15 protein-coding genes and 4 pseudogenes are annotated in these 16,728 nt (G+C 36.8%); 15 read left to right on the forward strand and 4 right to left on the reverse strand.

The window, feature by feature from the left end; genetic code table 11:
• Window positions 1–64 precede the first annotated feature (64 nt).
• From ACIQZI_RS13865 to ACIQZI_RS13875, 3 genes are all read left to right on the forward strand, one after another.
• The gene (locus ACIQZI_RS13865; protein ID WP_403073873.1) at window positions 65–1,075 is read left to right on the forward strand and encodes an LLM class flavin-dependent oxidoreductase; all 1,011 of its coding nucleotides are present in this window, start codon (window positions 65–67) and stop codon (window positions 1,073–1,075) included.
• Between the two features lie 48 nt (window positions 1,076–1,123).
• The gene (locus tag ACIQZI_RS13870; RefSeq protein ID WP_403073875.1) at window positions 1,124–1,759 is read left to right on the forward strand and encodes a hypothetical protein; all 636 of its coding nucleotides are present in this window, start codon (window positions 1,124–1,126) and stop codon (window positions 1,757–1,759) included.
• Between the two features lie 250 nt (window positions 1,760–2,009).
• The gene (locus ACIQZI_RS13875; RefSeq protein WP_403073877.1) at window positions 2,010–3,062 is read left to right on the forward strand and encodes an NADH-dependent flavin oxidoreductase; all 1,053 of its coding nucleotides are present in this window, start codon (window positions 2,010–2,012) and stop codon (window positions 3,060–3,062) included.
• 65 nt (window positions 3,063–3,127) lie between these two features.
• Here the strand turns inward: ACIQZI_RS13875 and ACIQZI_RS13880 are convergent.
• A pseudogene (locus ACIQZI_RS13880) lies at window positions 3,128–3,606 on the reverse strand (IS6 family transposase).
• A 584-nt stretch (window positions 3,607–4,190) separates the two neighbouring features.
• Here ACIQZI_RS13880 and ACIQZI_RS13885 point away from each other — a divergent pair.
• The 6 genes and pseudogenes from ACIQZI_RS13885 to ACIQZI_RS13910 all read left to right on the forward strand — a co-directional run bounded on the left by ACIQZI_RS13885 (window position 4,191) and on the right by ACIQZI_RS13910 (window position 8,937).
• Entirely contained in the window at window positions 4,191–4,337 is a 147-nt protein-coding gene (locus tag ACIQZI_RS13885; RefSeq protein ID WP_403073879.1) for a hypothetical protein, read from the forward strand.
• Window positions 4,338–4,440: 103 nt separating this feature from the next.
• Window positions 4,441–6,144 carry an acetate--CoA ligase gene (gene acsA, locus ACIQZI_RS13890; RefSeq protein WP_403073881.1) on the forward strand — a complete coding sequence of 568 codons (1,704 nt, stop codon included), beginning with the start codon at window positions 4,441–4,443 and terminating at the stop codon, window positions 6,142–6,144.
• Window positions 6,145–6,433: 289 nt separating this feature from the next.
• A pseudogene (locus ACIQZI_RS13895) lies at window positions 6,434–6,760 on the forward strand (recombinase family protein); the annotation flags it as partial.
• Between the two features lie 648 nt (window positions 6,761–7,408).
• The gene (locus ACIQZI_RS13900) at window positions 7,409–7,828 is read left to right on the forward strand and encodes a GNAT family N-acetyltransferase (protein WP_403074046.1); all 420 of its coding nucleotides are present in this window, start codon (window positions 7,409–7,411) and stop codon (window positions 7,826–7,828) included.
• Window positions 7,829–8,061: 233 nt separating this feature from the next.
• Window positions 8,062–8,349 (forward strand): hypothetical protein, encoded by a 288-nt coding sequence (locus ACIQZI_RS13905; RefSeq protein ID WP_403073883.1) that lies wholly within the window; start codon window positions 8,062–8,064, stop codon window positions 8,347–8,349.
• 171 nt (window positions 8,350–8,520) lie between these two features.
• The gene (locus ACIQZI_RS13910) at window positions 8,521–8,937 is read left to right on the forward strand and encodes a VOC family protein (RefSeq protein ID WP_403073885.1); all 417 of its coding nucleotides are present in this window, start codon (window positions 8,521–8,523) and stop codon (window positions 8,935–8,937) included.
• Between the two features lie 313 nt (window positions 8,938–9,250).
• On the opposite strand, the gene ACIQZI_RS13915 is transcribed toward ACIQZI_RS13910, so the two are convergent.
• Window positions 9,251–9,478, reverse strand: coding sequence for a DUF6440 family protein (locus ACIQZI_RS13915; protein ID WP_403073887.1), 228 nt, complete (start codon window positions 9,476–9,478; stop codon window positions 9,251–9,253).
• Between the two features lie 535 nt (window positions 9,479–10,013).
• On the opposite strand from ACIQZI_RS13915, the gene ACIQZI_RS13920 reads away from it, so the two are divergent.
• On the forward strand, window positions 10,014–10,400 hold the full coding sequence (locus tag ACIQZI_RS13920; RefSeq protein WP_403073889.1) for a HEAT repeat domain-containing protein: 387 nt from the start codon (window positions 10,014–10,016) through the stop codon (window positions 10,398–10,400).
• A 417-nt stretch (window positions 10,401–10,817) separates the two neighbouring features.
• On the opposite strand, the gene ACIQZI_RS13925 is transcribed toward ACIQZI_RS13920, so the two are convergent.
• Complete coding sequence (locus ACIQZI_RS13925; RefSeq protein WP_403073891.1) at window positions 10,818–11,117, reverse strand: glycine zipper 2TM domain-containing protein; 300 nt, start codon at window positions 11,115–11,117, stop codon at window positions 10,818–10,820.
• A 261-nt stretch (window positions 11,118–11,378) separates the two neighbouring features.
• Between ACIQZI_RS13925 and ACIQZI_RS13930 the strand changes: the two are divergent.
• Both ACIQZI_RS13930 and ACIQZI_RS13935 read left to right on the forward strand, forming a co-directional pair.
• A pseudogene (locus ACIQZI_RS13930) lies at window positions 11,379–11,663 on the forward strand (peptide-methionine (S)-S-oxide reductase); the annotation flags it as partial.
• Window positions 11,664–12,154: 491 nt separating this feature from the next.
• Window positions 12,155–12,427, forward strand: a complete 273-nt coding sequence (locus tag ACIQZI_RS13935; RefSeq protein WP_062179987.1) for an HU family DNA-binding protein — start codon at window positions 12,155–12,157, stop codon at window positions 12,425–12,427.
• Between the two features lie 88 nt (window positions 12,428–12,515).
• Here ACIQZI_RS13935 and ACIQZI_RS13940 read toward each other — a convergent pair whose 3' ends face one another.
• Complete coding sequence (locus ACIQZI_RS13940; RefSeq protein ID WP_403073893.1) at window positions 12,516–13,388, reverse strand: hypothetical protein; 873 nt, start codon at window positions 13,386–13,388, stop codon at window positions 12,516–12,518.
• 161 nt (window positions 13,389–13,549) lie between these two features.
• Between ACIQZI_RS13940 and ACIQZI_RS13945 the strand changes: the two are divergent.
• The 3 genes and pseudogenes from ACIQZI_RS13945 to ACIQZI_RS13955 all read left to right on the forward strand — a co-directional run bounded on the left by ACIQZI_RS13945 (window position 13,550) and on the right by ACIQZI_RS13955 (window position 16,693).
• Window positions 13,550–14,292 (forward strand): annotated as a pseudogene (locus ACIQZI_RS13945) (divergent polysaccharide deacetylase family protein).
• Window positions 14,293–14,523: 231 nt separating this feature from the next.
• Complete coding sequence (locus tag ACIQZI_RS13950; RefSeq protein ID WP_403073895.1) at window positions 14,524–15,300, forward strand: polysaccharide deacetylase family protein; 777 nt, start codon at window positions 14,524–14,526, stop codon at window positions 15,298–15,300.
• 718 nt (window positions 15,301–16,018) lie between these two features.
• A complete protein-coding gene (locus tag ACIQZI_RS13955; protein ID WP_403073897.1) occupies window positions 16,019–16,693 on the forward strand; it encodes a hypothetical protein in 675 nt (224 codons plus the stop codon).
• The last annotated feature ends 35 nt before the right edge of the window (window positions 16,694–16,728 follow it).

Here is a 16,728-nt window from a genome sequence, read left to right on the forward strand (position 1 = left end):
CTAAGTATGGACGGATAGTAGAGTACCAATTAATTAATAGTAATCAAACAGGGAGTGGAAAATAATGATTTCATTAAATATACTGGATTATTCTCCAATAGATGAAGGTCATAATGCACGCGAAGCGTTACTTCAAACAACTGAATTAGCAAAGACAGCTGACAAACTTGGCTATAGTAGATTTTGGGTATCTGAGCATCACCAAATGTTATCGCTTGCTGGTAGCAATCCTGAAATGTTGATGACGCACCTAGCGGCGTCAACGGAGCGTATTCGAATTGGTTCAGGAGGGGTTATGCTTCCGCACTATAGTTCATATAAAGTAGCTGAAAATTTTCGTATGTTAGAAGCATTGTATCCAAATCGTATTGACTTGGGGATAGGGAGAGCGCCTGGGGCAAACCGTTTAGTAAGCTATGCTTTAAACGAAGAAAAATCAAGACCACTTCAATATGAGCAGCAAGTTGTAGATTTGAAAAGTTTTTTAACAGATGAATTTGCAGAAGGCCATCGTTTTAATGGATTGATTGCTACGCCTGTCATTGATACAAAACCAGAAATGTGGGTTTTAGGAGCTGGCGGAGGGAGTGCAAGTATCGCTGCTGAAAATGGCACTGCATTTACATTTGCCCATTTTATTAATCCATTTGGAGATGGCTTAGCTGCAGTTAAACATTATCGAGAGAACTTTAAACAGTCATCCTTATTTGACAAACCTAAAGTAATGATCGGGGTATTTGCTGTTGTAGCTGAAACAAATGAAGAGGCAGAAGAGATTGCCAAGGCTTTTGATTTGTGGCTTCTCAAATCTGAATCATTACAACCACCCACTTCTTATCCATCTATTCAAACAGCAATGGACTATCCGTATAGTCCGCATGAAATGGAACGTATTTCGGGAAATCGAAATCGTGTACTTGTTGGGAATGCTGAAAAAGTGAAAGATCAAATTGAAAAATTAGCTCAGCTTTATGGTACGAATGAAATAACAATCTTACCTAATATTTCTGGAGCCCATAACCGCATGAAGTCAATTCGGTTACTGGCAGAAGCATTTAACTTATCTAATCAATAACATATATCTTCTATCAACCTTAGAGTAAGAAAGGAGTAATTAGATGATATGAATGTTCGAGAAAAAATTAGAGAACATGCTGCACGTGATATTGCACATCGTTGGTTTGCCTATTTTGAAGGGGAAAATAAAGATATAAACAAACAACTAGAAATTTTAAGTGAAGATATAAAAATTCTACATGCTTCTTCACACTTGTTGGCTGATGGAAAAGACTCAGCTGCTGAATGGGTGGCAAACATCCCTGAGGAAGTAGATTCTCATTTTATTAAAGAATTTATCTATAATCCATTAAGTGAAGATTTAGCTGAAGTAAGAATGAAAGTGGCCTATCAAGTCATTCAGGCAGGTAATCAAGTAGGTGGAGCAATCATTCATTATCAGACGTTGGTAACATTCACTGGAGATAACTCAGCTCTTTTCACATTTATTAACAAAACACCTGCCGAGCATAACCCTAACAAAGTATTTGCCGATTCATACCAGGAAAATCGTGTTCACTCTTTCGTATATCGATGGGTTTATTTACGTGAAAATTTTAATCTTGAAGAAATTAAAGAATTATTGGTAAAGGATGGACAACCTTTTATTTTCGCTGAAGGAGGGGGTATAAAAGTTATGAAGGGTGGACTAATTTTAGGAGACAGTTACCAGACCAAATACAACATGGCCACTATGAAATAGAGAGTATTGACACTGAAACACTGAGTGATCATAGAGTGTTAGTTGAAATTAAAGCAATATGGAAAAGGGTTGTAAAAGGAGAGGCTCTAAGTTCTTCTGTACAATACAAATTAAAACTTCAAGATAGTGGAGAGCGCTATCTACAAATAGATGAATTGCTAGAGTAAGAAATAAGCATTAAGAAGAGCTAAGTCAGCAAATTAAGATGAGATTGTGTGCAATTTTATTTTTAGAAAGGGTTGAAGAAAACATGAAAGCACAATATAAACCGCTTTTTGAACCATATGTTTTTCGTAGTGGTGTGAAGATAAAAAACCGTATTTCGATGGCACCAATGACGACTAAATCAGCTTATGATGATGGTAGTGTGTCCGAAGATGAACTTAATTATTATAGTCGTCGCGCAAATGGGGTTGGAATGGTCATTACTGCTTGTGCGCACGTAACATTAGACGGGAAAGCTTGGAATGGTGGATTCGGAGCAGATACAGATGTCACCATACCTAGCTTAACTCGGCTGGCATCTACATTAAAAAAACAAGGTACCACGGCAGTTTTACAAATTTTCCATGCTGGCTTTCAAAATGTATTTCGTGATCGAACAAGCCCTCAACACGAATATCTCAGTGCATTAAATAGTGGGGAAATTGATCAACTTATAACAGATTTCGGCGAAGCAACTCGACGTGCAATTGCCGCGGGTTTCGATGGTGTTGAAATTCACGGTGCCAACCATTATCTCATCCATCAATTTTTCTCTGCACAGACGAATAGAAGGGACGATCACTGGGGTGGTTCATTTGAAAAACGGATGAAATTTCCATTGGCTGTAGTTGATCAAATTCTGCAAACTGTCAAACAACATGCAAAAAAGCCTTTTCTTGTAGGCTATCGTATTTCACCTGAAGAAACAGGTCCATTAGGATTTACAATGGCTGATTCGTTAGAATTAATGGATCAATTGTCATATAAAGAATTAGATTATCTCCACATATCAAGCGGTGATTTTTGGTCAGTTCCTAGGAGAGGAGCACCGGCTACAAATAGTCGTCTGCATTGGATTATGCAGAAAGTAGGAGATCGTATACCTGTGATGGGGATAGGTTCCATTCAAACAGCCGATGATGCACTTAAAGCGCTGGAATCTGGAATACCATTAATTGCGTTAGGAAGAGCACTTCTTATGGAGCCGGATTGGATTAAAAAGATTGAATTAGGGAATGAAAGTGAGATTATAACAGAAATGCGCTATAGTGATCAGAATCGATTAGTCATTCCCGCACCTATGTGGAATGTGTTTTAACAGGTTCTGGTGCAAATACTTGAAGAAAATATAAAAAAGCGAAAGTTTTCTAGTGACCCCTGATCCTAAGCAATTAGTCCAAACAGTTGATGGATGAATTCTTTTTGATTTTGGACAGACATCTCCCTTTGGAGAGTCTGTCCTTTTTTGATCATGTGCATAGCCTCTATCCCCGCAATAATTCGTTTGGCAGTCCGTAAGGACTTTAATCCAAGCATCGGGTGAATTCGTTTTTTAATAAGCGATGATCCTGCTCCACGATATTGTTGAGATATTTAACTTGCCTTAGTTGGATGCCTTCAGGCATCTGCTTTTCTTCTTTTAACTGTTCAATGGCTAAAGGATACGCTGGATTTTTATCAACAGTAACGACACGTGGTGTTGTAGAATGACAAACAGCCAAGGCTTTTTTGAAAAATCGCTTGGCTGCTTTGGTATTTTTAGATTTACGACGACGGATTCGTTTATCTAATTTGGGACTATACTGATGAACCCAACGCATAATGGTTGTATGAGCGATCAACAGGCCTCGCTCCTCCATCATTTCCACTAAATCACGAAAATTAAGGTTGTACCGTAGGTACCATCTCACCGTTAATAAAATAATATCAGGTTGATAATGTTACCATTTGACCAAATTTTGTTTTTCCATACTGATCCCCCCCCTCTTTTAGAGTAATAGTATCAGTATGTCCAAGATTTAGAGATTACTTGCAATCAATTTAATCTTTTTGCACCAGAACCGGGATAACAATATTTATGAAATGATCGCAGAATAATAATCATAGATATAGTTTAAAACTATAACAAGCGATAGAATTCAGGTGTTATGCTATATTGATTTATCAATGTCATAATTAACTTACATCTAAGTGGTAAACCGAGCTACACCTCGGTTCTATAATTCTGAAAATTAACAAAAATATTAAATGACCAACTGACTAATAGCCATCCCGCAAAACAAGTCGGCCGCGTAAATATTACATCATAAAAATACAACAGCCACCCGCTCAAAATGAACTGCACCCCAATTGTTAGACACAACTAACAAATGGAGGTGCACTTATTGGCCAGCCCGATGTCTTACTTCTTGACGAACCGTATAGTGCGCTGGATGCTTTCACTAAAATGCAACTGCAAGATTTATTGTTAAAAATTCAAAAGAAACGTTTAACGACGATGGTGGTCGTTACGCATGACATTGACGAAGCACTTTACTTATGTGACGGGATTTTCATCCTCGTGGTCAGCCCGGGACATTGCAGGCGGAAATGACGATTGATGTAGTGAAACCACGGGATCGAGGTAATTCGTTTCTGGCAGCGAAAAAGGCGGAAATACTAGAGTTATTACATATCGAAAAGGCGGTTGATTAAACATGGCAAATGAAGAAGTGATTTATCCATATGAAGGAAATTATAATATAACAGCTGACCTTCCATCAAGAGAGGATTTCACATGGGAAAAACTTGAATCGAATTTTAGTTGGTCTGTTACTGGAAAAGTGAATATGGCCTATGAATGTGTGGATCGCCATGTCGTGGAAGGGTTTGGGGAGAAAGTCGCGCTACATTATTTTGGGGAAAATGAAGATTATACATTAACGTATCGCGAATTGAAAGAGAAATCTGATCTCTGGGCTACTGTTTTGAAAAAGCAAGGGGTGAAAAAAGGGGATTTCGTCTTTATATTTTTATCAAAGCATCCCGATTGCCATATCGCAATGCTCGCCGCAATTAAGCTTGGTGCTGTTGTCGGACCGCTTTTTGAAGCGTTTATGGAAGATGCAGTGAAGGAGCGGATTGCTGATTGTGAGGGGACTTATTTAATTACTTCACCAGAGTTGATGAAACGGGTGCCGCGTGCGGAATTGCCGTCACTGAAAACGGTTTTGATAACGGCGGAACCAGAACAATGCAATAGTGATGAGATTTCGTTATTTGCGGAGGCGCGAGCTGTTGAAGTTGAAGAAGAAATCATCGAGTGGGTGGATTTAGAACATGCGCTTAATATTCATTATACGAGTGGTTCGACAGGTCGCCCGAAAGGAATTGTCCATGCGCATCGAGCAATGATCCAACAATACATTACAGGCAGATGGGTATTGGATTTGAAAGAAGAGGATGTGTATTGGTGCACCGCCCACCCTGGTTGGGTGACAGGAACGGTATACGGTGTTTTCGCACCACTACTTAACCGGGCAACGATTATAATTCACGGCGGTAGATTTAATGCCGATGAATGGTATTCCGTGTTGGAGAAATCTGGTGTCACAGTTTGGTATAGTGCGCCGACGGCTTTCAGAATGTTGATGGCGGAAGGGGATGGAAAGACAGCGACTTATGATTTGTCAAAGATCCGGCATGTTTTAAGCGTGGGCGAGCCGTTAAATCCAGAAGTGATCCGTTGGGGGATCAAAACGTTGTCCAATCGTATCCATGATACGTGGTGGATGACAGAAACAGGGGCTCAACTCATTGTTAATCTGCCATCCGAGAAGATTATTCCAGGATCGATGGGAAGACCATTTCCAGGAATTGAAGCGGCGATTCTAGGAGAAGATGGCGAAAAGCTTGCGCCTGGTGAAGTTGGTAATTTAGCTTTGAAAGCAAATTGGCCTGCCATGATGCGGGAAGTGTGGAAAGACCCTGCTAAGTATTCGATGTACTTCCCGTTCGAGGGGTGGTTTGTGTCTGGTGATTTGGCGACAATCGATGACAACGGCTATATCTTCTTCCAAGGCCGGAGCGACGATATGATCAATTCTTCAGGTGAACGAATCGGTCCGTTTGAAGTGGAGAGTAAATTGATCGAACATCCAGCTGTTGCAGAAGTGGGTGTCATTGGAAAACCAGACGCGGTGAGAGGGGAAATCGTGAAGGCGTTTATCGTCTTAAAGAATGGCTATGAAGCAAGTGATGGGTTACTGCAAGAGCTCCGCCAATTTGTACGAAGTGGACTTGCAGCTCATGCAGCACCAAGAGAAATTGAATTTCTTGAGGAGTTGCCTAAGACGCCGATTAGCGGAAAAATCCTTCGACGTGAATTAAAGGCAAGGGAACTTCAAAAAGTCGGTGTCTAATCTTCTGAATTGGGACAGATGAGTCTGCTAAACAAGACAAAGTCCAATACTGCCCGAATTCTAGTAGTGAACGGATAAAGAAGTCACTTTCTACTTTAAATAGCATAGATATCGTTAACCCGTTCGTAAAAGTGCACTTTTATGAACGGGGTGTTTCTGTTTGAAAACAGTTGATATTAACGTTCGTAAAACTTATAAAACGCTTTATGAACGTCCGTTGAATTTCACATACTTTTATGAACGTTTTTGATAGACTAATAGAAAAAGAAGCAAAATGGAGGCGATTTAAATGGACGTTCGAAAGTTTGGATACATACGAGTTAGCAGCAAGGATCAAAACGAGGGACGACAACTTGAAGCCATGAAAGCAAAGGGAATAGGCGAACGAGATATTTTCATGGACAAACAAAGTGGAAAGGACTTTAATCGAACTCAATATCAGTTGCTTAAACGAATGTTGAGAAAAGGAGACGTCCTATATATCCATTCCTTAGATCGTTTTGGCCGGAACAAAGAAGAAATTTTACAGGAGTGGAATGACATCACGAAGAATATCCAGGCTGATATCGTGGTGGTAGATATGCCTTTGCTCGATACAACTCAATTTAAGGATAGTTATAGAAGAAACACGTCAAAAAAGGAGAAATTGCCGATAAGCAGATCCCTTTTCAATAATGTACCATATACAAATAAACAAACAAACAAACAGGCACGTGGTTTAGGGGGAAGCAATTTGAATAATTTTATTGTAATGCAAGGGCACACTTACCAGGAAGAAAAAGATCTAGGTATTATTTGGTCTCCACAACAAGATAAAGGAGGCAATGTACCACATTCATGGAAACGGATGACGGAAGTAAAGGAAGGAGATCGAGTATTTCACTATGTGAAAGGAAATATCGTTGCTATTAGCATTGCCAGTGAAAGCTGTAAAGCCGGTAGCAAACCATCTATCTTGCAAAGTCATAATAGATGGAATGACGATGGTTATTTAGTGAATTTAGAATGCCATGAATTAGACAAACGGGTTAATGTGCGAGAGATTATACGTCATTAAATATATTAATTCCAATATTAATATTAGCTCTACTTGTCGGTCTGGGATACCTAATGGTTAAGGTATTAAAAAATAGAAGAAATATTATGTGTTTTACCTTATTGTAGTAAAGGGGCAGGTTAGTTGAAGAAGGAAAATCTATGAATGGAAATAATTCTATACAGATTGTTATTATTTATCTTTGTAAAAGAAAGTGAGAGTGAAAATATGGATATTAGAGTAGCAAGTGAATTAGACTACCCTGCTTTAAGACGTATATATTTAGAATCACGTCGTAAGAGTTTTTATTGGGCAGATATAGAAGAAATGACTTTAGAAGATTTTGATAAGCATACTGTAGGAGAGTGTATAATTTTAGCAGAGGAAGATGCTAAAATTCTTGGATTTGCTTCTTTGTACTTGCCAGATAATTTTATACATAATTTATTTGTTCACCCTGATTTCTCAGGTAAAGGTGTTGGTGGTCAACTGGTTAATGCCTCTATAGAAAAAATGAATAAACCAATAAAATTGAAGTGTGTGTCTGAAAATCAAAAGGCAATGAAATTCTATGAAAATAATGGTTGGAAGAAAGTTGTTGAAGAAGGTAAACCGGAAGAAAAATATTGGGTTATGGTATATGAATAAAATATATAAATGATAGCCTGTTTTATTAGGTCCTTTTTTGATGTTAAGCTAACGGGTGCGTTAGAGCCATAAGAAGACCGCCGATTGGCGGCCTTTTTTACACTCTTTTGAATGTATGAAAATATGCAAAATCATACATTCGGAAAGACCCCTTCTTCAACTAAAGAAGCAGTTTAGTTAAAAAAAAAAGAAGTTAAAAATAAGAGGAAATGATGATATAGGAAGTGAGAAGCTTGGATGATAAATTGTTGGAACTACTGTATTTGTTGAAAAATATTAATTCTGAAAATAACTTAATATCTAATGAAGATATTGAGGAACAGTTTCAAAATTTAATTGATTTTAAAGACGTCATTACTGATTTTGAGACCGTATTAAGTTTAATTAAAGAAAAGGATTTAAAGAACTTAACTGAATTAGAAATTAACCTTTTTGAAGTACACAGAGTATTAACAACATTAGAGTGGCATCTTTCCGAAATCAGTGAATTAAATACAAAAATTATTAAACGAATTAAATAATTCTTCTTACACTAAGGTGAGAACTACCGAACGTGAGATAGCATTTTTTTATTCCGAAGCAAGATAGTTGAATAAGGATTTTTTCCAAACAAGAAGGAAAGATTATAATAAGCATTGAAGTTATATAGGGGTGAGTGATTGCTGCATCTCTATATCAGGAGGTTGTTAGGTATGTCGAGAGAATTATGGTTGAACCTGCCAGTGCGAGAACCAGAACGGGCAAAGGAGTTTTATACCCAGCTCGGTTTTCGGTTGAATGAGCAGTATGCGAGTCAAGACGGCTCATTCAGCTTGATCGTCGGCGACAATCAGGTTGTTTTGATGCTCTTCCCGGAATCCGCGTTCCGCGGTTTTGCTGGTAATGCGGTTGCGGATTCGTGGCAGGGCACTGAAGTGTTATTCTCTCTGGGGGCGAACTCCAGGGATGAAGTTGATGAGTTCGCCTTGAAAGCTGAACTTGCCGGCGGCACTGTATTCAGCAAGCCGGGCGAAAAGGGTGGCGGGATGTACGGCTGCGGTTTTGCCGATCCGGACGGTCATCGGTGGAACGCGTTGTATATGGATATGAGCAAAATGCCGCAAGGCTGAAAACCCGATTCGCCATTTTGTGACGAGTGTTTAAACAGAAAGTCAAATAAAGTTACTTAACTACCGGGTGCGATTGTTTAATAAGAGCAATCGCACCATATTAAGTTTGTGAAGAAATTGAGTAGGAATAATAAAGTCATTAAAATTCACTTATAAAAACGTAAAGGAGACACTACTTAAATTGTAGTATCTCCTTTTAAAGTTCTTTAAAAAGATTAAGTTCAGCTTTACTTCCGAAATTAAAACGGATAATAAAGTTGTTTATTTCCTTGTGGAACTAAAGCTACCATATAGTTGAACAAGATGAAGTGTGTTATTCATTATTTGGTTTTATCATTGGTTTTCCATCCTTATCCAATAACGGGGTAATTCCCCCTGCATATCCACTCCAACTAAATAAATAATGAATTCCTGTTTCTTTATCTACTATTATTCTGTTTCCATTAGCTATTTTGCTTCCATTAGCCACACCATTTTCTGTAAGGATTTCTTCAAATCTCATCTTGGAGTCTTTATTCTTCTCTGAGTCTTTATTAAACATTTTTTCGCCCCCATATTCATTTGAATGTTAACACTATTATTGAAATTTCAAATAACACCTTTTTATACTACGATCTTAGCAGGTAATTATTGAAAAAGTAGTAAAAATGAAACAATTTTTTTGAAAACAGCCCATTGTATTAACCTCCCCCGTTCGTTTAAGTACAATCCTTCATAATGGAATAACACGACTGATATTTATAAACAACTTTATTATGTTTTAAACGACTTTATTGTAATTAAAGAACTTTATTATTCGTGAACAGAAATGTACTTAAAGTAACGGGTGCGTTAATTCAATAAGCAGCTAAAAGGATCTTCCAGTCGAAGATCCTTTTTCAGTACCGATAAGCAATTTTATGTTAACTAGATTTGTATAGAGCATTCATGTGTTCCTTAGAAACCTTATTCAGCAAACGGGCCAGATTGTTGAACAACACCTTTTAAGAAAATTGGGTATCCATGTTAATAATTAGAAGAGCTTGTGAAGAAATGTACTTAAAGTAACGAAGCAGGATAGTTGAAGAAGGATTCAAATGGAAAAACTGCGGTTTTTTAGGGTAAACTTTAATGAAGAAGAAAATACTCATAAATTATCTACACTCCTTGAAACAATTGGACAAGGAGAAATTGAAATTGAAGATTGTTCTCAAATCATTAAATTCATTAACGATAAGCGTACAGCAGTCAGACACTCTGCAATTGAGGCATTAAGGGCATGTAAAAGTTCTGTTGCAGAGGAGGCACTCATTAAAATTATAACGGAGTCAACAGATGTATATGACCTAACCTATGCAAATGCTGTATTATCTAAGATTGGTACAAATAAAGCTATTTCTCATCTTATAAATTTACTTGAACATCACAAAGGAGGCGTTAAATGTTCAGCTTTATGGGCACTAAATGAAATAAATAGGGGATGATTCTTTACTTCCGACTTTTTTAGAGGCTTTACAAGACCGTTCTGTTGCAGTTAGAGGCTATGAATTGTTAGGTATCAATAGACAAGGAAATGAAACTGCCATTAAACCTGTTATCGAACGTATAAAGACTATGTTAAAAAGAAAAGGAATGTCGAAAGTGATGACCTAATATTAGCACTTGGGTTTCTTATTCGTTTTGAAGAAGACAATAAGGAAATTAATGAGTTATTTGATTGGATAAAATCTAAAAAGTGGGATTTCCTTTTTGACATAGAAAAGGAATGGGTAATTAATAATATTACCCATTATAAATGAAGCATTTTAAACTAACGAGGTGCTTTAGTGAAAAAAAAATCTGTCTTTTTGACGGTCCTTTTTTGGTGAGATTAACACAAATACATTTTTGTAAAGTGCCTGCTACTTATTTATAGAGTTATTATTGCTCTCATCATGATTTTTGGAAGCTGTTTTGTCATCGACTTCAGCCCCCTCTACAATCTGGTTACCAATAGCACCGCCTGAAACACCGCCTATTACAGTACCAATTAGTCCAAATTGAGCACCTATCATAGCACCCGCAACGGCTCCATTAAGAGTTCCTGCTGCTGCTGCTTCACCAAAGTCACTCGCACCTTGATTAGCATTACTACCAGCTTGATTGTTGCCACTTTCTTCTACATTTCCATCAAAGTTATTGCGTTCGTTACTCTGATTCATCTATTCACTTCCTTGTTTATTAATGGGGAATATGCTAATGATGAAAGCACACCATCCTAAACATATACTACCCAGCTGAAGTAGTTTTACTCACTATATGTTGGTTCAAAATATGGTTGTTTTATCGCAGCCATTTTTTCTTGTTCAACTAACGGGTAGCGTTAGTTGAATAAGAATTAATTAATTTTAAGACTGAGGTCAAATTTAGTTACTCCATTCTGGGATTGTTGGGCTAATTTTCTGCATAAGGGGGAGAACAATATGGAAATAGTATATTTTGCAGGTGGATGTTTATGGGGAGTACAAGCTTTTGTAAAAACTTTACCTGGAGTTAAGTTTACAGAAGCGGGAAGAGCTAATGGAACAAGTCACACTCTTGAGGGTGATTATGATGGTTACGCCGAATGTGTAAAAACAGGATTTGATCCAGCGGTGGTAACTTTCAGGAGATTAATGGGATATTTTTTCGGAATAATTGATCCATACAGTTTGAATAAACAAGGACAGGATGTTGGTAAAAAATACAGAACAGGAGTATATAGTGAAAAGCAAGGCTTCATTACCGTTCAGAATAGCGTTCAAGGTGGAGCATATACAAAGGTTGTCGTTAAAGCTTTGACGTAATCATAGCACCATTGCAAGTTATCATCATCCCTACCAGAAGAATATAGTGTATGAGATATAGGTATAAGAATCTCTCTTTTAAGGCAACTCAGTAATTGTATCTATGCTTTAACAACCTAATTTAACCCTGTTCATGAATTTTTGAACGGTGTTATGTGTGCTGCGGTTTTGAGAAGATTAATAATTGTTTGTACTCAAATTCATGTCCTCAATGTACATAACTTTGTTTCCTCATACAGAGGTCGTTCAATTTAGTAGATCCAGTATGTTGTAACTACCTGAGTACAAGTTTACATAATACACCTTATCAGTCTTTCGCAAAGTACTACTCTTAGACAGACATGACGAACGTATGTTGTGTTGATGGTGGAACTACTACATACCAATAAGAATAAAAGACGAGGTGTTTGACGATGAACAAAACAGATCTAGTGAATGCTGTGGCAACACAAGCAGAACTAACAAAAGAAGACGCTAAAAAAGCAGTGAATGCATGGATTGAAACAATCTCTACTACGCTTGCTAAAGAAGAGAAAATCCAATTGGTTGGATTTGGCACGTTTGAAGTGCGCGACCGAGCAGCTCGAACGGGTAGAAACCCACAAACAGGAGAAGAAATACAAATTGCTGCTTCTAAAGTGCCTGCCTTTAAACCAGGTAAGGAATTAAAAGAAGCTGTTAAATAAGATTAAAATATATTTATAATAGTGTGAAAATACTCTGGGGATGAGATATTCTTCAGAGTATTTTCTATTTAAACAAGTATACTTTTCCTTAATGATTGCTCCAAAGTGTGTTTTCTTTCTTATTTTTAAATTCCTTTAGAATACAACTATCTTTTAAAAACCGGATACTATCTATTTTCCATGCATCTGCGGGGGAAAAACGGAATAAGTAAATATCCCCTTTGAAGTATTTTATTTCCGAATTATTACTTACCCATTCGATTTCAACTGGCACTTCAAGACTTATTTTATTTACTAGGTCTTCAACAGGAAAAACAGACATACGTTTCAAATTTATATTTTCAACCGATTGAATATGCTCTTTCCAGTCAATTTGCTGAAGGGAAATGGTTGAGATTATCCGGGAATCCTGCTGCTTAAATCCAGCTACATATGCATTAATTAGTTCAAACGGGTCAGCGCTGGTAACATACTCTTGAAGTTTGCCTGCTGCTTTTAAAATCATTAGTTTATGTGATAAATCTATGGAGTTTGTGCGGTGGGTCTTACTTCCATAAAAGTGGATGCAAAAATGACCAGGAAAATCATTTCCTAATGCACCAGCACCATGTGGCATCCCATGCATTGAAGCCGCAATCCATTGATCATGTTGAATGACAATAATAGCTCTTCGTTTCCAGCTCCATTTCCCGCCATATATCACTTTCATTATTTTCGTATCCTTCGAAGTCAAGGGCTGAACGTCCGCATGGCGGTTTCCTGCCCGTCTCTGCACCTTAAACATTTTCCCTGTTTCCACATCCAACACTGTAAATTTGCTGTACTTCGGCAAAACCCCATCCACTTCCCCCCAAGGGAGCATATCAATCCGAATGCCCACACTTTCATCTTTTGCTAAAACATTGGAACAGTTAATGAACAGGGTAATTGATAAAAGAATGCCCGTAATAACAGATCGCATTTATTCCACTCAATTTCATTATATTTTGAAAAAGCTTTAGACTACATACAAAAAGTTTTCCTAAAATAGTCTGGATGTATTCATCACTTACTGTAATTTAAAGAACAATGGAAAATGCTAATAAAAAACGAAGAGTGATGAGATGAAACTATGAATTAGCAGTGTCTTTCTTCTTTTTTTCTTTATCTCAGCCAGTGTTAGCTGAATCTCTTTCTTCACCGAAGAGTTATTTAGCCATAGTTATTGATGATTTAGGTAATAATATGAAGGGAACGGAGGAGATGATTAAGCTCCCAGTAAAGCTAACCATTGCAATTATTTCCTTTATGCCATCAACGAAAGAAGATGCGGAGCTCGCTAGCCAATATGGGCATGATGTTATTGTTCATTTACCAATGGAGTCGATAAAAGGGAAGTAAAGCTGGCTTGATCCAGGCGCAATTACTACTGATTTAAGCAATAAGGAAATACGTAAGCGTGTAGAAGCTGCAGTTAAAGATATACCTCACGCTGTCGGAATGATTCATCATAGGGGTTCAAAAGTAACACAGGATGAAAGAGTGATGAAAATTGTTCTCGAGGTGTGTAAGGAGAACGGTCTTTTTTATCTCGATAGCAAGACGACGGGAAAAAGTGTCGTCAGTAAGCTGCTAACGAAATGAACGTTCCTTTTTTGGAAAACAATTTCTTTTTTGATAATGTATATACAAGCCAACATATTACAAAACAAGGCAAAAACTGGCGGGGAAATTAACCGAATATGAACAGCTAGTTGCTATTGGTTAAATGTTAATTTGTGGATGGAAATGGTTGGTGTTTTAAAAGAATATATTCCCATAGACGAAAAAAGGCGGACGTTGTTTCATTGTCAGAATTAATTTCAGAATATAAATTGATTGAATAAAGGACCGATTAATAAGAGTAGATTTATTGACGCTTAATTCCTTTGCGATCTGTTAATAAGGTACTTTTTCGCTCTCTATGGGGTTCTGCTGACAAACCCATATATTATACACTAAGACACTTATTGGAATGTATAGCTGGCTTCCCTATGTTGAGGCTATCTTGATCAAAAATAATAGCAAATAAATAGTTGGTAGTATTCCTACTTATATTTCATAGGAGTGTATTATTCGTGAAAAAAATTTGGATGTTACCCATTCTTTTATTCATTTCTTTTTGTTCCACAAAAACACTCGCATACGCTTTCACAGATAGTCGTGAGGCGTATGAAAAAACAGGTCACGTAATTTGGGAAGTAAACACTAGGGAAAAAATGGTTGCAATCACATTTGATGATGGACCTCATCCCATTTTCACTCCTCAAATACTTGATATATTAGCTAAATACAATGCAAAAGCAACCTTTTTTGTAGCAGGTAATAAAGTTAAAAGATTTCCTGCTATTTTAAAAAGGCAAGTAAAAGAAGGACACGAAATTGCTAATCACACTTATAATCATATTTATGACAGAAATATTACAGCTGCTAAATTAACAGCAGAATTAGATCAAACAGATAAAATTATAAAGCTGTTTACTGGTTATAAACCAACTCTTTATCGCCCAGTTGGAGGCCTTTACAATGATTTAATTATTAATTCGGCTATAAAAAATGGCAAACTTGTTATTCTGTGGTCATGGCATCAAGATCCACAAGATTGGAAAAGCCCAGCAGCCAGCCAAATTTCTAGACATATAACAAAAGGTGTTAGACCTGGTAATATCATTCTATTCCATGATTGGACTGGTAGCGAATTTTCTCAAACATCTCAGACAGTTAAAGCATTAGAAAATATCATGGAATATTTATACAAAAATGATTATGAATGTGTAACAGTATCTGAAATACTCTATCGTACAACAACAATCATTCCATACCCCTTTGATTTTTTTCATGTAGGGAACGATTAAGATAAGATATAAGGTTGATTTTATTTTTTATGAGGTTTGCTAAAGCTAATATCTTGGTATAAACGAAAAACATTAAAAAAGTCATAAAATCATTTTTGGTATTTTGTCCGAAAAAGACCTGTTACAAGTCCAGGACTTGAACTGTACTACAAAAATAAACAGCCAAAACCTATATGCAAAGTTTTGGCTATTTTTATTAAGCGTCCCAGATAGGAATCGAACCTACGGCCTACAGCATAGGAGAAGTTATGAGATTCATAAGCGGGTATCAGGTTATCTTAAGAGACTTATGGAGATATCGGTGATTGTATCTTAGTAGATTATCAAGATAACGTATACAGATGTGTTAGGACAGTTAGGAGCAGGGGCTAAAAGGCTTCTTTTTTTTGTTGAGGAAGGCAGGTTGAAACCCTTTACTTATTTCCTGGATCTTGCTGGCCAACACCCTCGGAACCATATCGCCGCAACGCCCATTTCATAACCTCAATTTCTTTGACCGTTCGCAACAGCTGCACGTTCTTTTCTTTCATGATCATCATCCGTTATCATACATTCAACGTATGAAAATGATAGATTATCAAAAGGGCCCAGTTATATCAAGGATTTTAATGTACGAAAATAGCTAAAATCATACATTCAAAAAAACCTTGTTCAACTAAAGGGGCAGGATACTTGAATAAGAAAACAAGTTAGGGAACACTAAAATGAGGTGTTCTCTATGAAAGCATACATCCTTTTAATAATAGTAATTATTTTTGTAATTGCTCCTAATAAAGCAGGATCAACAATTCCAGGACATACTGCCATAGCAAAATCTGATAAAGATAATATAACTGTTTATGCAAAAAAGATGGGTAGCCTATATCGCGATTTTAAAATTGATTTTAAAGGGGAGACTTACTTCAGACCTTTTTGGATGAACGATACTAGTCCTACCTATGCCCCAAAAATTTTCTATGAAGATATTAACAAAGACAAGAAGAAAGAACTAATCATAATCTTGACGCAAAGTTATGGTACTGGTGCTTTAGATGAAGAAGTTTATATTTATAGTTATACTAATGGATTGATTGACGTCCTTGTTGATAATCCTATTGCAATTATATATAAAAACGTAAAAACAAAATTATCGACTGAAAAAGCCGAAATCAGTGTGGGTGACAAGGTATCTATTGTCGATATAACACCGTTAAAAATACGACCTACAAATTTATTTGCGGATATAGGTTTTGGCAGTATTATTGATTATGAAGTAAAAGACAATCAGCTTATTGCTAAAATCCCAGGTAAAATTTTTCCAGCTGGCTTTATTGGTGAAATTGTTATTGTTTATGAATATCGAGATAAAATGTATCAAGCAAAATCAATTGAATTTCAACCAGTAGATTTATGAGTTGTTAAACTAACTGGGCAGATTAGTTTAATAAT

Origin of the sequence: Peribacillus sp. NPDC096379 (assembly GCF_044762875.1) — a bacterium.
GTDB lineage: Bacteria > Bacillota > Bacilli > Bacillales > DSM-1321 > Peribacillus.